Below are 17144 nucleotides of genomic sequence, written 5' to 3'. Positions count from 1 at the left end.
GCTCACCACCACCGGCCAGATGAAGGAGAGTGAGAAGTGGCCAAGCAGTTCTCTCGACGGCGCCTGCTCCAGATCGGCGCACTGGCGGCCACCGCCCCCGCCGCGCTGACCATCACGTCGACCCCCGCCGCGGCCGCGACCGCCGGCGGCGGCGACGGTGCCGCCCCGGCCGCCAAGCCGTTCGCCCTCGACCAGGTGGCCCTGGGCGAGGGCGTCTTCCAGCAGAAGCGCGACCGGATGCTCAACTACGCGCGCAACTACCCGGGCACCGGAGGCGTCCTCGACGGACCAGACCGGATGCTGCACCTCTTCCGGGCCAACGCCGGCCTGCCGGCCCCCGGCACCTGGCCGGGCGGCTGGGACACCCCGAACCACCTGCTGCGCGGGCACTTTACCGGGCACTACCTGACGATGCTCTCCCAGGCGTACGCCGCCACCGGCGAGGAGGTCTTCCTCGACAAGCTCGACTACCTGGTCGAGGAGCTGGGCACATGCCAGCGGGCGCTGGACGCCCGCGAGACCGGCCGGGTCGCCGGCCGGTCCGGCAAGGCGGTACGGCTCAGCGACCCGCACCCGAACCAGTACGTGGCGCTGCCCGGGCGGATGCTCGACGGCGTCACCGACGTGACGTTCGCGGTCTGGGTGCGGCTCGCCGCCGGCCAGGTCAACGCCAAGGTCCTCCACTTCGGCGCCGGTGCCAACGCCTACCTGTCCCTGTCGCCCTGGACCTCTGCCAGCACGGGTCCGCGGTTCGCCATCAGCACGCAGGGAACCGCCGGCGAACAGCGCGTCGACGGCGCGCGCGACTCGGTCCCGGTCGGCGAGTGGGCGCACGTGGCGGTCACGATCTCCACGGCCGACCGCACCGGCCGGCTCTACGTCGACGGCGACCAGGTGGGCGAGAACCCCATCGACCTCACCCCGGCCGACCTGGGCTCCACCACGACGAACTGGATCGGCCGGTCGCCGAGCCTCAACGACCCGTACCTCAATGCGACAGTGGACGACGTCCGCGTCTACCGCCGGGCGCTGACCGGCGCCGAGGTGCGGGCGCTCGCCACCGCGGACCCGGCGCAGGAGTCGCCGGACCGGACCGACCTGGTGGCCTGGTACCGCTTCGAGGAGGAGGGCGAGACCGCCCGGGACCACTCGGGCAACGGCCGCGACGCCACCATCGTCGGGACGAGCTACCCCGGCTACCTCGCGGCGTTCCCCGAGGGCCAGTTCAGCCGCCTCGAACCGCCGACACTCCGGCCCAACAGCGGCGCCAACGCGGTCTGGGCGCCGTGGTACACCTGCCACAAGATCATGAGAGGTCTGCTCAACGCGTACCACCTCACGGGCAACGAGGAGGCCCTGGAAATCGTCTTCCGGATGGGGGACTGGGCGCACCGGCGACTCAGCCGCTACAGCCAGGCCGAGCTGGACCAGATGTGGAACATCTACAGCGCGGGCGAGGCGGGCTCCATGAACGAGGTCATGGCGGAGCTGGCAGCGCTCGCGCCGGATCCCGACGCGAAGGCCCGCTACCTCCGGACCGCGAAGGCCTTCACCTTCACGACCCTGTTCGACGCCACGCTCGCGGAGAACGACATCCTCAACGGACGGCACGCCAACCAGTACATGGCGCCGAACATCGGCTACCTACGAATCTACGAGCAGACCGGCGCCCGCGAGTACCACACCGCGGCCCGGAACTTCTGGGCCATGGTCGTCCCGCACCGCATCTTCAGCAATGGTGGCGCCGGCCGCAGCGAGCACTTCGGCGTACGCGGGGTCATCACCGCCGGGTTCACCTCGAACTCGGATCCCCGGCACGCCGAGACGTGCTGCGCCTACAACATGCTGCGGCTGACCCGGAACCTGTTCTTCCACGACCAGGACCCGGCGTACATGGACTACTACGAGAGGGCGCTGCACAACCAGATCCTCAGCTCGCGGCGGGACATCGACAGCGTCACCGCGACCGAGGTGACCTACCACCAGAACATGTGGCCCGGCCGGTCGCGTCGCATCGGCAGCGTCGTCGAGTACAGCCGGTACGGCGGCAACGGCAGCTGCTGCAACGGCACAGGCCTCGAGAGCCACACCAAGTACCAGGAGTCGATCTACTTCCAGTCGGCCGACGAGTCGACGCTCTACGTCAACCTCTTCATCGCCTCGACGCTCACCTGGCCCGGCCGCGGGTTCGTCATCACCCAGGACACCCGTTACCCGACCGAGGGCGCCAGCCGGCTGCGCTTCGACCAGGGCAGCGGCCGCTTGAAGGTCCGGCTGCGGGTGCCGTCCTGGGCCGTGAAGGGCTACACCGTCCGGGTCAACGGTGTCGAGCAGCGGCTCGCGGCCACCCCCGGCAGCTACGTCACCCTGGACCGCGACTGGCAGCGGGGGGACACGATCGACATCGCGATGCCCTTCAGCTTCCGAGTGGAGAAGGCGCTCGACAACCGGTCGATCCAGTCGATCCTCTACGGCCCGACGCTGATGGTCGTGCGCGACGCCACGCCCAGCTACCGGGAGTTCTCCTTCTTCGCCGACCTCAAGCTCGACGGCGACCTGGCCGCCGCCATCCAGCCGACCGACGTCCCGATGCACTTCACGACGCACGGATACACGCTCGCGCCGTACTACGTCGCGGACCCGGTGCCGGGGCAGTTCAACGCCTTCCACCCGTACGTGAAGCGGGTCGAACCGGAGGTCGTCTTCGGCTCGGCGGCCACCGGCGTACCCAACGACGCCGTCCGCGACGACGACGGCGAGACGTTCCTCGACCGGGTCTGGGAGGCGGCGCCGTTCCGCGACCACGGGCACTTCCTGCGGCGCGTGGCGCAGGTGTCGGACGAGTGGCTGAGCGCCGGGCGGCACACCGAGTCGCAGCGCGACGCCATCGTCGCGGCCGCCGCGCGGTCGAAGAAGGACCTGGAGCAGTGACATGGCATCGACGATGATGATTGACTGGTGTCCGCCGTGGGAGAGGGGTCCCGACCGATGAAGGCATTCACCGCACTGGTGGCCGCGATGCTCGCGGTCACCGGCGCGCCCGCCGTCGCACACGCCGACGCCACCTGGCAACCGGGCACGCCACCGATCGCCACGCCCTGGACCGACCAGGTGTCGCCGGACAACGCGCTGCCCGAGTACCCCCGTCCGCAGCTGGTGCGTGACAGGTGGCAGAGCCTCAACGGCGTGTGGCAGTTCGCCGGCGCCGCCGAGGGCGAAGCTCCGCCGTTCGGCGAGCAACTCGGCGAGCGGGTGCTCGTGCCCTATCCGATCGAGTCGGCACTCTCCGGCATCCAGCGCCACGAGGACCGGATGTGGTACCGGCGTACGTTCCAGGTGCCGCCGAACTGGCAGGTCGGCGGGGACGGGGAGCGGCTGCGGCTCAACTTCGGCGCCGTCGACTACGACGCGACGGTCTGGGTCAACGGCGTCCGGGTCGCGGACCACCGGGGTGGCTACGACGGCTTCAGCGTCGACGTCACCGACGCGCTGCGCGGCCGGGGGAGCCAGGAGCTGGTGGTCGGGGTCACCGACCTCACCGACCGGACGTGGCAGCCGGTCGGCAAGCAGCGCAACGTCCCGGACCGCGGCATCTTCTACACCTCGTCGTCGGGCATCTGGCAGAGCGTCTGGATGGAACCGGTGTCGGCCAGCCACGTCGAGCGGTTGCAGATGACACCGGACCTCGCGGACGGCAGCCTGCGGCTCACCCCGCACGTCGCGGCCGGCGACGGCGTGACCGTCGAGGCCGTCGCGTACGCGGGCAACCGGGCCGTCGGTCGCGCCACCGGGCCGGCCGGGACCGAACTCCGCGTCCCGGTGCCGGATCCGAAGTTGTGGTCGCCGGATTCCCCGTACCTGTACGACCTGACGGTGCGGGTGCTCACCGGCCGGAAGGTCGTCGACCGGGTCGACTCCTACTTCGGCATGCGCGAGGTGGGCAAGGCCAGGGGCGCCGACGGCAAGCTCTACCTCACGCTCAACGGCAGGATCCTGTTCAACATGTCCACCCTGGACCAGGGCTACTGGCCGGACGGCATATACACGGCCCCCACTGACGAGGCGCTGCGGTTCGACATCGCCGAGACGAAGCGGCTCGGGTTCAACACGATCCGCAAGCACATCAAGGTGGAACCGGACCGCTGGTACTACTGGGCCGACCGGCTGGGCCTCATGGTGTGGCAGGACATGCCGTCCATGCGTACCGGCGGCACACCGCCGGCCGACGCCCAGCAGGAGTTCCAGCGGCAGCTCCGGGAGATCGTGACCGAGCACCAGAGCTGGACCTCCGTCACCGTCTGGGTGCCGTTCAACGAGGGCTGGGGCGAGTGGGACCGCGCGGCGACCGGGCGGATCGCCGACGACCTCCGCGTCCAGGACCCGAGCCGGCTGGTCAACGCCCACAGCGGCGTGAACTGCTGCGCCTCCCGCGGCGACTCCGGCCGCGGCGACATGATCGACTTCCACCAGTACGTGGGCCCGGCCACCCCGTCACCGACGGCCGACCGGGTGGCCGTCGACGGCGAGCACGGCGGCTTCGGGCTGGAGGTCGACGACCACATGTGGTTCGGCGAGGGCCACGCCTACGAGATGACCCCGGACAGCGCCACCCTCACCCGGCGCTACGTCGAGAACCAGCGGGACCTGCTGACCGTGGCCAACCGGTGCGGCCTCTCCGGCGGCGTCTACACGCAGACGACGGACGTCGAGCACGAGGTGAACGGCTTCTACACGTACGACCGCCAGGTCCAGAAGATGGACTTCGCCCGCGTACGGGACGTCAACAGGGCCATCATCCGTTCCGTCGACGGCACGGGCGCGAACGCGCCGCCGCCGGCCGCCGGAACGCCGGGGCTCACCGGCGTGGGCTACTGGCCGCTCGATGACGGCAGCGGCACGGTGGCCGAGGACCGGGCCGGCGACCATGACGGGACCCTGGTCAACGGCGCCACCTGGACGGCGGGCCGGACCGGCGGCGCGGTGCAGCTCAACGGCGTCGACCAGTACGTCGACACCGGGGCGGCGATCCTCGACACGACCGGCAGCTACACGGCGTCGGCCTGGGTGCGGCTGGACAGCCTGGGCGGCTTCGCGACCGCCGTGAGTCAGGACGGCGACCGCACGAGCGCGTTCTTCCTCCAGTACTCGGGCGCGGACAACCGCTTCGCGTTCAGCTTCGCGGGGGTACGGGCGCTCGCGCCCACCGCGCCGGAGACCGGCCGCTGGTACCACCTCGTGGGCGTCCGGGACGCGGCCAGCGGCTCGCTCACCCTCTACGTGGACGGCCAGCCGGCGGGCACCGCGAGTTCCTGCCTGGGCGAGGCGGCCGGCGGCCACACCGTGATCGGCCGCGCCCGGTTCAACGGCGGTCCCGTGGACTACTGGCGGGGCGCCGTCGACGAGGTGCACGTCTACGACCGGGCCCTCTCGGCGGCCGAGGTCGCCCAGCTGCACGCCTCGGAGCGGTAGGGGAGCGGCCCTTCTCCGTCGTCGTGGTGGCCTCTTCGGTGCGCCGAAGAGGCCACCACGCGCCTGCGTGCGCGGGAGCCTTCCGGGTACTCCGCTGCCGCCCGGGCGCGGGAGGGCGTCCGGGGCGGCAGCACCGGCAGCCGCCCGTCGCTCAGCGGAGGAGCACGTCTGATGCGCATCGCCGGACAGGGTCGGCTTCCGCCGCGGTTCTGCCTCTTCCTGCTCGCCTCGATCCTCGTGTCCTTCATCGCCGCGTCGGCGGCCCCGAGCCCTCTCTACGGGATCTATCAGGCGCAGTGGCACTTCTCGCCGGTCACGACCACGGTGGTGTTCGCCGTGTACGCCGTCGCCGTGCTGGGCTCCCTGCTCACGCTCGGCAAGCTGTCCGACCACGTGGGGCGGCGGCCCGTCCTGTTGGTCGCGACCGCGGTCCAGATGGCCTCGCTGGTCATCTTCGTCCTCGCCAACGGCGTCCCCGCACTGCTGGCCGCCCGCATCGTCCAGGGCATCGCGACCGGTGCCGGCATCGGTGCCCTCGGCGCCGCCATGCTCGACATCAGCCGCGCCCGCGGCACGCTCGCGAACTCGATCGCCCCCGGTATCGGCACCGGCGTCGGCGCGCTGCTGTCGGCGCTGCTCGTCCGGTATCTGCCCGCGCCCACCCGACTGGTGTACGCCGTCCTGCTCGTGGTGCTGCTGGTGCAGGCCGTCGGGATCGTCCTGATGCCGGAGACCGTCACACCGACGGGTCGGGCGCGGCGGAGTCTGCGGCCGGACGTCCGCCTGCCGCGCGCCGTACGCGGGCCGGTGCTGGTGGTCGCTCCGGTGGTCTTCGCCGTCTGGGCGCTGGCCGGCTTCTTCGGCGCGCTGGGTCCGGCGCTCGTGCGGTCCCTCATGAACTCGTCGATCGTGATCGGCGGTCTGGTCCTCTTCGTGTTCGCCGTCTTCGGGTCCGTGGCCATCCTCGTGCTGCGCAACGCGGCCGCCGGGACCATCATGATCACCGGGATCACCGCGCTCGTCCTCGGCATGATCATCACGCTGCTGTCGATCATGGCGCACTCGGTCGTCGGCTTCTTCGTCGGCCTCGCGTTCGGCGGTGTCGGGTTCGGTGGCGGCTTCCAGGGCAGCATCAAGACGGTCATGCCACTCGTCGAGGCGCACGAACGGGCAAGCGTGCTCTCCCTGCTCTACGTCGTCTGCTACGTCGGCTTCGGCCTGCCCACCGTCATCGCCGGCTTCCTGGTGGTCTACGCCGGCGGCCTGCCCCGGACCGCCAGCGAGTACTCGGTGGCGGTCATCCTCCTCGCCCTGGTCGCCCTGTTCGGGCTGCGTCGCGCCACGGCGACCGCACCCCGTGCCGACGCCTGACCGGGCGCCAGGGTGCCGGTCCGGCTCCTCTCGGTGGCGTGACGCTCTGGTGAGCGGGCGACGGTATGCGGCGGTCGGCCCGGCGGATGCTGGTGCCGGCGCAGCGGCCCAGGGCCGACGCCGTAGTGGCGTTACACTCGCCGGCCATGGGAGCGCTCATCTTCAGCCTCAACCTCACCCTGGACGGTTGCGTCGACCACCAGGAAGGGATCGCCGATGACGAGACGCACGCCTTCTTCACCCGTCTCATGGACGAGGGCGGGGCAATGCTGTGGGGTCGCGTCACCTACGAGATGATGGAGAGCTACTGGCCGGCCGTCGCCCGCGGCGACGTGGAGGCGCCGCCGGCCATGCGCGAGTGGGCGGTCAAGCTGGAGGCCAAACCCAAGTACGTGGTGTCGTCGACGCGCAAGGACTTCCCGTGGGCCAACAGCCACCACATCGCCGGTGATCTGCGCGAGGGCGTGCAGAAGCTCAAGGACGCGACCCCGGCCGGGGTCCTCCTCGGAAGCGGCAAGCTCGCGACCGAGCTCGACCGGCTGGACCTGATCGACGAGTACAAGATGCTCGTCCATCCCAGGATCGCCGGCCACGGCCCGACGCTGCACCAGGGCGGGCTGCCCGGCACGCGCCAGCTCGAGCTGCTCTCAGCGGAACCGCTTCGCAACGGCGCGGTGGCCATGCAGTACCGCCGCGCGCGCTGAATCACAGGAGTCCATCGCCGACGGCTCACCGGCAGCGCGGCGTCCTCCTTGCGCTCGCCGTGCAGGGCCGCCGGCGGCGCAGCATCGGCCCGAACGGCTCCTACGAGGTCGATGCGCTTCGCCCTAGGGGCCGAACGTGAAGACGTACGCGCGGAAGCCGGGGTCGTCGGCGACCAGGGTCAGCAGGTGGTCGTCGCGTGACGCCCCGGCCACGAGTCGCAGCATGGCCGCCCGGTCGACGTGCGCCACGCCCTCCGGGTCCACGTCGGCGCCGCGTTCCGCGCGCACCGGATGCCCGTCGAGCAGTACGCCGACCGCGGCGTGCCCGGAGGGTCCCGGCTGGGCGACGAGGTTCACCTCGCCGGCGTTGAACGGCAGCGCGATCGTGCCCGTGCCGCTGGCGAGTTCGACGTGGTCACCGCGTTCCCGCCAGTCGCCGGTCACCGTGACGGCGCCCGGCACCCGCCGGTCCGTACCGATGTACGTCTCCTCGGTCACGTCCGCGTACGAGGGTTGCTCGGTCGTGACGAACGCCGTCGCCTCGGGGGTGACCGAAGGCAGCTCCACGTCGGGCATCCGGGCGAGGAGGAGGCCCCGGATCTCGGCCTCGGTGCGGTCGTAGTCGCCCTCCCCGATCCACCGGGCGACGTACCGGCCACCCGCGTCGAAGAGGTAGCGCGCCGGCCACGCGATGTTGCCGAGGGCCTCCCACACCTGGAAGTCGTTGTCGAGCGCGATCGGGTAGGTGAGCCCGTGGTCGCGGATGCCCTGGTCGATGTTCTCGGCCTGCTTGCCGAACGCGAACTCCGGCGCGTGCAGGCCGATGACGGTCAGGCCGTGGGCCGCGTAGTCGCGGTGCCAGGCGCGGACGTACGCGGCGGTGCGGATCCAGTTGACGCAGGTGTACTCCCAGACGTCCACCAGGACCACCCGGCCGCGCAGCGCCTCGGGCGTGAGCGGCGGCGAGTTCACCCACCGCTGGACATCGAACGCGGGGATCCGCGCGGCCTCGTCGATCATCTCGGCGACCGGAGGCCGGCCCGGGGCTCGGACGGACGTACCACGCGGTCAGCCTAAGCCGCGCCCGCGGGCCGGCGAGCCCGAACGCGGACTTCGCCCCGGCGGGCGGCGGCCACCCCGGGACGCCGCCCGCCGGGTCGCCTCAGCGCAGCGCGCCGTCGCGGAGCACGGCGTGCGCGCCGACGGTCTGGTTGACGATCTGCGTCACGCGGACGTCGACCGCGACGCTGGCCAGCGCCACGGCGTCCGCCCGCTCGACCCCGTGCAAGCGCTGCATCAGGGTCAGCATCGAGTCCAGCGCCATGAACGTGGCCTCGTCGAGGGTCGCGCCGACGCCGAGCGTCAGCCAGGCGTCCGCGGTGCGGGCCACCGGCCCGGTGACCGGGAAGTCGTCCCGTACGTCGAAGGTGAGGCTGACCTCGTCCATGGGGCACTCGATCGCGGTGCCGCCGACCTCACCGTCGCCCTGCGCCGCGTGCCCGTCGCCCACCGAGAACAGCGCCCCGTCCACCGGGATGGGCAGCAGCAGGGTGCTGCCGGCGGTCAGGTCCTTGCAGTCCAGGTTCCCGCCCCAGCGCCGGGGTGGCACCGTCGAGTGCCGTCCCGGCTCGGCCGGCGGCATGCCGAGCACGCCCATGAACGGGCGCAGGGCGACGCTCCGCCCGTGCTGGTTGCGGCCGATCATCGCCACCGGGTCCAGCTCCCAGGCGAGCACCACCCCGTCCTTCTCGACGCCGTACCGCTCGTTGAAGACGCTCGGCCAGCCGCCGGCAACGGTGGTGCCCCAGGCGCCGGGGACGACCGCGTCGATGCGTACCTCGAGGGTCTGGCCGGCGCGGGCGCCGCGGACGGCGACGGGGCCGATCAGCGCGTGTCCGTGGTCCGGCTGGTACTGCGGGGCCCGCGGCCGGTCCCGGTTCTGCCCGCCGGGGTACGGGCCGGCGGACCACCAGCAGTCCAGGGTGCGGTAGGTGACGGTGTCGCCGGGATCGATGGTGAGCACCGGTGGGACGTCGGGGGAGAAGTGGCCGTGCAGGGTCCGGTCGCCGGGCGTGAGGGTGTGTCGCATCTGCGCAGGCTAGTTGCCGGCACCGGGCCGGGACAGGGGCGTGGCGGCCCGCGGGGCCCCGTCACACCGGCGCCGGCACGACACGACAGGACACGACATCTGTCGTAGCGGAGCAGATCCTCTTCGCTACGGATGGTCATTGATTTGCGTGAGCGGCATAGATGACGCTGTATCGACCATGTGTCTCTGGAGCTGACGGAGGTAGGGACATGGGTTTTGCACGGCGATTGACAGCCGTCGGAACGGTCGTGGGGATGGTGATCATGAGCGCGCCCGCGGTGGCGAGCGCCGCCGCCGACGCCCCCGGGATCGTGATCGAGAATGGAGTGACACAACCGGTCTTCTCGTACGGCGACGCCGTCCAGGAGGTCGTCTACGTCGAGGCGCCGATGGACAGCGACGGCGACGGCCGTCGGGACCTGGTCGAGGTCGACGTGATCCGGCCGGCCGAGACCGAGACGGGCATGCGGGTGCCCACCATCATGGAGGCCAGCCCGTACTTCGGCCGGGACCCCGGCGATCCCCTGCCGGACCGGACCCGCGGCTTCCCCGGCTGGTGGGACGAGTACTTCGTCCCCCGGGGCTACGCGGTCGTCCAGGTGGAGATGCAGGGCACCGGACGGTCCTTCGGCTGCCCCACCACCGGCGGACCCGAGGACACCATCAGCATCAAGGCCGTCGTCGACTGGCTCAACGGCCGCGCGCCGGGCTTCCACCACGACGGCAGCGCGGCGGTCGCCGACTGGAGCAGCGGCAACGTGGGGATGCAGGGCGTGTCGTACGTCGGCACCCTGCCCAACGCGGTGGCCACCCAGGGCGTGCCGGGCCTGCGGACCGTGGTGCCCATCTCCGCGATCTCCAGCTGGTACCGGTACGTGAACGACCAGGGGGTCCCCTGGTCGACCTGGAGCGAGAACGTCGACTTCCGGTACACCGAGTACCTCGCCGACTACGTCTCCGTGGGCCGGACGCTCCCGGGCGCGGCGTCGGCGCCGGCCTGCGAGTCGGTCATCACCGGGCTCGGCGACGCCGAGGAGGCCAGCGACTCCGACTTCACGCCGTTCTGGCAGGAGCGCAGCTACCTGCCGGACGCCAACAAGATCAAGACCGCCGGCACGTCGGTGTTCATGGTGCACGGTCTCACCGACTACAACGTCAAGACCATGCACTTCGCCGACCTGTGGCGTGAGGTCGAGAAGCGACAGATGCCGCGCAAGATCTGGATCCACCGCGGCGCCCACGTGAACCCGACCAGCTTCCGGCTCACCGAGTGGCAGGCCGTCATGCACCGGTGGATGGACTACTGGCTGTACGACATCCCCAACGGCATCATGGACGAGCCGATGGCCGACATCCAGCGCCCCGACGGCAGCTGGGAGACCCACTCGACGTGGCCGGACGCCGCCGCCAAGGACGTGGACCTGAGCTTCGGTCCGGCCACGGCCGACGCGGCGGGCACGCTGTCGGCCGACGCGCCGAACGGCAACCCCGCGCAGAGCTTCGTCGACCAGGTCGAGTCGCAGGCCGTCAAGATCGGTAACGCCGAGCAGGCCAAGCCGGGCCGGCTCGCCTACGTGACGCCGCCGCTCGCGGCGGACGTACGCCTGTCCGGCACGCCGGAGCTGGCGGTCCGGATGTCGACGACTGCCGGGACGGCCCTGCTGTCGGCCCTCCTCGTCGACTACGGCGCGGGACCCACCGTCACCGTGGCGGGCAAGGAGCCGCTGGAGGTGGTCCAGGAGTCCTGCGAGCCCGCGGACCTGGCCAGCGGAACCGGGTGCGCCGAGCCGATGGAGGCGACCGTCGAGATCACGCCAGAGCGGGTCCTGGCCTGGGGCCACATCGACGTCAAGAACTCGCCCGACCTCCGGCGCAGCGAGGCCCTGACGCCGGGCCAGCAGTACAACGTCCGGTGGAAGACCCTCCCGACCGAGCACATCATCCCGGCCGGGCACCGGATCGGGCTCGTCATCACCGGCAACTACAACGCCAACCCGTCGTCGAACCGCCCGGCGCGTGACGCCGCGGCGGTGGGCAGCCAGGTCACCGTCCAGCTGAACGGCAGCACCCTGACGCTTCCCGTCGTCGGGGGCAGGGACGCCCTGGGCCTCTGACCCGGGCGATCCGGCGGGCGGCCCCGCACCCTGGCCTCAGCTGGGTGCGGGGCCGTCCGCCCGCTGGCGCGTCAGGCCGCCTCCGGGTTCCCACGGGCCCGTGCGACGACCCGCCCGCGCTCCGAGTCGGGGAACCGGTCCAGCATGGCGCGTACCTCCTCGGCGCTGACGTTCGCGCCGAACAGCTCGCTGCCCGGTTCGAGGCGTACGCCCTCGGCGAGGGGACCGGCGACGACCGGGTCGAAGCCGAGCCGGTCGACGAGCGACGCGACGGTGGCCAGGTCGGCGGGGTCGTCGCCGGCGATCGCGATGGCCTTGCGGCCGGCCGCGCCCGCCGGTCTCGCCCCGTCCTCGAGATCGTGGTATCCCATGTGGTTGAACGCCTTGACCACGCGGGACGCGGGCAGGAACGCCCGCACCGTCTCGCTCGACGAGGTGCGCGGGTCGGTGAGGTCGTCGCGGATGCCGTCGACCTCCCACCAGTAGTTCATGGCGTCGACGACGAGCTTGCCGCGCAGCGCGTCGGCGGGGATGCTGCGGTACTTGCCCAGCGGGAGGGCGAGGATGACGATGTCGGCGCCGGCCGCGGCGTCGGCCGCCGTGGTGGCGACCGCTCCGGGCGTCAGCACCTCGGTGGTGAGGGCGATCCGCTCGGGGTCGCCGGAGCCGGCGACGAGCACCCGGTAACCGGCGGCGAGGGCGAGCCGGGCGAGCACGGTGCCCACCTTGCCGGCGCCGAGGATGCCGAGGGTCTGCGGCCCGTTGCGGGCGCTGTCGTTCATGGCGTCCTTCCGGGTGTCGTCGGCGGGGTCGACGGCACGGTCAACCGGCCAGCATGTCACGGACCAGCGGGACCACCCGCGTGCCGTACAGCTCCACGGCCCGCATCCGGGCGCTGACCGGCTGCGCGCCGGCGGTGTAGATGAGGTCGAACCGGCCGACGCCGAGACTGCGGATCGCGTCGGCCATGCGCCGCGCCACGGTCTCCGGTGAGCCGATGTAGAGGGAACCGTGCGCCACCTCGGCGTCGAACTCCTCCCGGCGGATGGGCGGCCAGCCGCGCAGCGCGCCGATGCGGTTCCGCATGACCCGGTAGTGCGGCCAGAACACCTCCCTGGCCTCCTCGTCGGTGTCCGCGACGAAGCCGGGCGAGTGCATCCCGACCGGGTACGCGGTCGTGCCGAACTGCGCGGCCGCCCGCCGGTACAGCTCGACGTACGGCGCGAAGCGCTCGGGGGAGCCCCCGATGATGGCGAGCATCAGCGGGAAGCCGTAGCGGGCGGTACGCACCACCGACTGCGGCGAGCCGCCGACGCCCACCCAGGTCGAGAGGCGACCCGACTCCGTCTTCGGGAAGACGTCGGCGTCGGTGAGCGGGGCACGCTTGGTGCCGCTCCAGGTGACCGGCTTCTCCTCCAGCAACTTCGCGAACAGCTCGATCTTCTCCTCGAACAGCACGTCGTAGTCGCTCAGGTCGTAGCCGAACAGCGGGAAGGACTCGGTGAACGAGCCGCGGCCGAGGATCACCTCCGCCCGGCCGTGGGACAGCGCGTCCACCGTCGCGAACCGCTGGAACACCCGGACCGGGTCGTCGGAACTCAGCACGGTCACGCCGGAGGCGAGCCGGATGCGCGAGGTGCGGGTGGCGATCCCCGCCAGAACGGTCTCGGGCGTCGACACCGAGTACTCCGGGCGGTGGTGCTCGCCCAGGGCGATGACGTCGACGCCGATCTCGTCCGCCAGCACCGCCTCGTCGAGGACCTGCCGGATCGCCGCGGCGTGCGACAGGGGCCGGCCCGAGTCGTCCTCCGGCACGTCGCCGAAGGTGTCGAGGCCGAACACGAGTTCAGACATGGGTGGGCTCCTTCGCCAACAGATCCCGGACGCGCGGCGCGACCTCGCTGCCCAGCAGCTCGATCGTCCGTGCCCGCGCCTCCCGGGGCAGGTGCATGATGTCGTACGTGAGGTCGAAGCGGCTCAGCCGCAGGTCCCGGGCCACCGTGGCGATCTTCCGCGCCACCGTCTCGGGTGACCCGACGAACAGCGGCCCCGTGGTCGAGTCGGCCTCGTAGCGCTGGCGGTCCGGCTTGTCGAACCCGCGCTCCTCGGCGAGCCGCGCCACGACCGGTTGCCTGTACCGCCGCCAGGTCTCCACGGCCTCCTCGTCAGTATCGGCGACGAGGCCGAGCGAGTGTTGCCCGATCGGTTGTACGGGATGCCCGGCCTGGCCGAGCGCGCGGAGACAGGAACGCCCGAGTTATTGACATGTCAAACATGCTAGCTTGCTAATTGACATGTCAATCGGGAGAGGATGATGACGAAGGCCACACCCGAGCGGCGGAGTGGACGCCAGCTGCCCACCGCCGACGAACTGCGCGCCTGGCGAGACTTCATCGAAACGACCGAGCTGCTCCGGTCCCGGATCGCATCGCGCCTCCAGGCCGCGTCCGGGCTCTCGCCGGGCGACTACGCCGTCCTGCTCGCCCTCACCGAGGCGCCGGACCAGCAGATGCGCTCGTCCGAACTCGCCACGCACGTCGGCTGGGAGCGCAGCAGGCTCTCCCACCACCTGGGGCGGATGGAGCGGCGCGGCCTGATCCGCCGCCAGGAGTGCGCGACCGATCCCCGGGGGGCGGAGGTCCACCTCACGCCGGCCGGCACCGAGTCCTTCCGGGCCTCCACGGTCCCGCACCTGCGGGCCATTCGGGAGCTCTTCGTCGACGCCCTCACGCAGGACCAGGTCCGCGCGGCGGGCGAGATCGCCGCCGCGCTCCACGCGCACCTCGACGCCGAGCGAAGGCCCTGAGGCCGACACCCGGCGGGTGCCTCCGGGACGACCGGCGCGGGATGCCGGCGTCGCACGGGCGTCGGTCAGCGTCCACGTGACGTTCAGCCCACAATCTTGACTCGTTCCAGAAAACGGGCAAGACTTCCCGCCGTGCCCACGACCCTGGACGTCCCACAGATGCCGCGCCGCAACGCGTCGCGGGTGATCCGTCCCCGGGCAGCGGGCGACGACAGCGGCTTCGCCATCGGCGGAGCCGGGGTCGTCCACCGGGATCCCGGCTCCGACCGCCGCAGTGCCGGCAACCGCTGAGCCGCCCCGTTCCGCCCTCACCACAGAAGGAATCCGTTGTCCGAGAACCCCATGTCCGAGCACCACGACGCCGTCGTCCACGACGCGGAGGCGGGCGCCGAGTCCCGCTGCCCCGTCGCGCACGGGCGCGCGCCCCACCCGACCCAGGGCGGCGGCAACCGCGGCTGGTGGCCGAACCGGCTCAACCTGAAGATCCTGGCCAAGAACCCCGCCGTGGCCAACCCTCTCGGCGAGGAGTTCGACTACGCCGCGGCGTTCTCGACCCTCGACCTCGCCGCCGTGAAGCGGGACATCGCCGAGGTCCTCACGACCTCGCAGGAGTGGTGGCCCGCCGACTTCGGCCACTACGGCCCGTTCATGATCCGGATGGCGTGGCACAGCGCCGGCACCTACCGCATCAGCGATGGTCGTGGCGGCGCCGGCGCCGGACAGCAGCGGTTCGCCCCGCTCAACAGCTGGCCGGACAACGGCAACCTCGACAAGGCCCGCCGCCTGCTGTGGCCGGTCAAGAAGAAGTACGGCAAGAGCCTCTCCTGGGCCGACCTCATGATCCTCGCCGGCAACGTGGCGCTGGAGTCGATGGGCTTCACGACCTTCGGCTTCGCCGGCGGCCGTGTCGACGTCTGGGAGCCCGACGAGGACGTCTACTGGGGCCCGGAGACCACCTGGCTCGGCGACGAGCGGTACACCGGCGACCGGGAGCTGGAGAACCCGCTCGCCGCGGTCCAGATGGGCCTCATCTACGTCAACCCCGAGGGGCCCAACGGCAACCCGGACCCGGTCGCGTCGGCGCGCGACATCCGCGAGACGTTCCGCCGCATGGGGATGAACGACGAGGAGACCGTCGCGCTGATCGCCGGCGGTCACACGTTCGGCAAGACCCACGGCGCGGGCCCCGCCGACCACGTCGGCCCCGAGCCGGAGGGCGCCCCGATCGAGGAGCAGGGCCTCGGCTGGAAGAACAGCTTCGGCACCGGCAAGGGCGCGGACACGATCACCAGTGGCCTGGAGATCACCTGGACCACCACGCCCACGAGGTGGACGAGCAACTTCTTCTGGAACCTCTTCGGCTACGAGTGGGAGCTGACCGAGAGCCCGGCGGGCGCGCACCAGTGGAAGCCCAAGAACGGCGCCGCCGCGGGAACCGTCCCCGACGCCCACGACGCCTCGAAGCGGCACGCACCGGGCATGCTGACGACCGACCTCGCGCTCCGCTTCGACCCGGTCTACGAGCAGATCTCGCGGCGCTTCATGGAGAACCCGGACGAGTTCGCGGAGGCGTTCGCCCGGGCGTGGTTCAAGCTGACCCACCGCGACATGGGCCCGATCCAGCGCTACCTCGGCCCGGAGGTCCCCGCCGAGACGCTGATCTGGCAGGACCCCGTCCCCGCGGTGGACCACGAGCTGGTCGACGCCGAGGACGTGGCCGCCCTCAAGGCCGACATCCTCGCCTCCGGCCTGACGGTGCCCCAGCTGGTCTCCACCGCCTGGGCGTCGGCCTCGACGTACCGCGGCGGCGACAAGCGCGGCGGCGCCAACGGGGCCCGCGTCCGCCTCGCCCCGCAGAACAGCTGGGAGGTCAACGACCCCGACGAGCTGGCACGGGTGCTGCGCACCCTGGAGGGCGTCCAGGAGACGTTCAACGCCGCCCAGACCGGCGGGAAGAAGATCTCACTGGCCGACCTGATCGTGCTCGCCGGCGGTGTCGGCGTCGAGCAGGCCGCCCGCAACGCCGGCTTCGTCGTCGAGGTTCCCTTCACGCCGGGACGGACGGACGCGTCGCAGGAGCAGACCGACGTGGAGTCGTTCGAGGCGATGGAGCCGACCGCGGACGGCTTCCGCAACTACCTCGGCAAGGGCCACCGCCTGCCGGCCGAGTACCTGCTCCTCGACAGGGCGAACCTGCTGACCCTGAGCGCACCCGAGATGACGGTCCTCGTCGGCGGTCTCCGCGTCCTGGGCGCCAACCACCGGCAGTCGCCGCTGGGCGTCCTCACCACGACGCCCGGTGCGCTGACCAACGACTTCTTCGTCAACCTGCTCGACATGGGCACGGTGTGGACGGCGACGTCCGAGGACGCGACCACCTTCGAGGGTCGTGACCTCGCCACCGGGGAGGTCCGGTGGACCGGCAGCCGCGCCGACCTGGTCTTCGGCTCGAACTCCGAGCTGCGGGCGATCGCCGAGGTCTACGCCAGCGACGACGCCCGGGAGGCGTTCGTCGCCGACTTCGTCGCGGCGTGGGTCAAGGTCATGAACCTGGGCCGGTTCGACCTGGCCTGATGGTGACGTCCGGGCCG

At 71.7% G+C, this 17144-nt stretch carries 13 protein-coding genes; 8 read left to right on the top strand and 5 right to left on the bottom strand.

Translation table 11 applies throughout. The features are described 5' to 3' along the window. The first annotated feature begins 36 nt into the window (after nt 1-36). The 4 genes from D7193_RS24030 (at nt 37) to D7193_RS24015 (ending at nt 7544) form a co-directional block, all read left to right on the top strand. Nucleotides 37-2931, top strand: coding sequence for a beta-L-arabinofuranosidase domain-containing protein (locus D7193_RS24030; RefSeq protein WP_120781789.1), 2895 nt, complete (start codon nt 37-39; stop codon nt 2929-2931). Between the two features lie 57 nt (nt 2932-2988). Then, nucleotides 2989-5469 (top strand): LamG-like jellyroll fold domain-containing protein, encoded by a 2481-nt coding sequence (locus D7193_RS24025; protein WP_120781788.1) that lies wholly within the window; start codon nt 2989-2991, stop codon nt 5467-5469. 171 nt (nt 5470-5640) lie between these two features. Continuing rightward, the gene (locus tag D7193_RS24020) at nt 5641-6840 is read left to right on the top strand and encodes an MFS transporter (protein ID WP_120781787.1); all 1200 of its coding nucleotides are present in this window, start codon (nt 5641-5643) and stop codon (nt 6838-6840) included. Nucleotides 6841-6986: 146 nt separating this feature from the next. Beyond that, a complete protein-coding gene (locus D7193_RS24015; RefSeq protein WP_120781786.1) occupies nt 6987-7544 on the top strand; it encodes a dihydrofolate reductase family protein in 558 nt (185 codons plus the stop codon). A gap of 123 nt (nt 7545-7667) precedes the next feature. Here D7193_RS24015 and D7193_RS24010 read toward each other — a convergent pair whose 3' ends face one another. Continuing rightward, nucleotides 7668-8564: a thioredoxin family protein gene (locus D7193_RS24010; protein WP_120781785.1), complete on the bottom strand. Its 897-nt coding sequence runs from the start codon at nt 8562-8564 to the stop codon at nt 7668-7670. Between the two features lie 142 nt (nt 8565-8706). Beyond that, nucleotides 8707-9633 carry an acetamidase/formamidase family protein gene (locus D7193_RS24005; protein WP_120781784.1) on the bottom strand — a complete coding sequence of 309 codons (927 nt, stop codon included), beginning with the start codon at nt 9631-9633 and terminating at the stop codon, nt 8707-8709. 263 nt (nt 9634-9896) lie between these two features. Here D7193_RS24005 and D7193_RS24000 point away from each other — a divergent pair, with 263 nt between their 5' ends. Further along, on the top strand, nt 9897-11747 hold the full coding sequence (locus D7193_RS24000; protein WP_158674845.1) for a CocE/NonD family hydrolase: 1851 nt from the start codon (nt 9897-9899) through the stop codon (nt 11745-11747). Nucleotides 11748-11818: 71 nt separating this feature from the next. Here D7193_RS24000 and D7193_RS23995 read toward each other — a convergent pair whose 3' ends face one another. Genes D7193_RS23995 through D7193_RS23985 form a run of 3 tightly spaced genes read right to left on the bottom strand, consistent with a single transcriptional unit; the run spans nt 11819 to nt 13902 of the window. Then, complete coding sequence (locus D7193_RS23995; RefSeq protein ID WP_120782190.1) at nt 11819-12529, bottom strand: NADPH-dependent F420 reductase; 711 nt, start codon at nt 12527-12529, stop codon at nt 11819-11821. Between the two features lie 40 nt (nt 12530-12569). After that, the gene (locus tag D7193_RS23990) at nt 12570-13601 is read right to left on the bottom strand and encodes an LLM class flavin-dependent oxidoreductase (protein ID WP_120781782.1); all 1032 of its coding nucleotides are present in this window, start codon (nt 13599-13601) and stop codon (nt 12570-12572) included. Continuing rightward, nucleotides 13594-13902 carry a hypothetical protein gene (locus tag D7193_RS23985; protein WP_206611957.1) on the bottom strand — a complete coding sequence of 103 codons (309 nt, stop codon included), beginning with the start codon at nt 13900-13902 and terminating at the stop codon, nt 13594-13596. Before D7193_RS23985 ends, D7193_RS23990 begins: the two co-directional genes overlap by 8 nt. Before the next feature lie 159 nt (nt 13903-14061). Between D7193_RS23985 and D7193_RS23980 the strand changes: the two genes are divergently transcribed. The 3 genes from D7193_RS23980 (at nt 14062) to katG (ending at nt 17127) form a co-directional block, all read left to right on the top strand. Next, nucleotides 14062-14553, top strand: coding sequence for a MarR family winged helix-turn-helix transcriptional regulator (locus D7193_RS23980; protein WP_120781781.1), 492 nt, complete (start codon nt 14062-14064; stop codon nt 14551-14553). 132 nt (nt 14554-14685) lie between these two features. Continuing rightward, complete coding sequence (locus D7193_RS33520) at nt 14686-14844, top strand: hypothetical protein (RefSeq protein WP_158674844.1); 159 nt, start codon at nt 14686-14688, stop codon at nt 14842-14844. Between the two features lie 51 nt (nt 14845-14895). Then, nucleotides 14896-17127, top strand: a complete 2232-nt coding sequence (gene katG / locus D7193_RS23975; RefSeq protein ID WP_120781780.1) for a catalase/peroxidase HPI — start codon at nt 14896-14898, stop codon at nt 17125-17127. Nucleotides 17128-17144: the final 17 nt, after the last annotated feature.

Origin of the sequence: Micromonospora costi, assembly GCF_003626655.1 — a bacterium.
In the GTDB taxonomy this organism is placed as follows: domain Bacteria; phylum Actinomycetota; class Actinomycetes; order Mycobacteriales; family Micromonosporaceae; genus Micromonospora; species Micromonospora costi.
The sequence above is the reverse complement of the archived record's forward strand: the minus strand, read 5'-3'. Positions and strand labels throughout refer to the sequence as shown.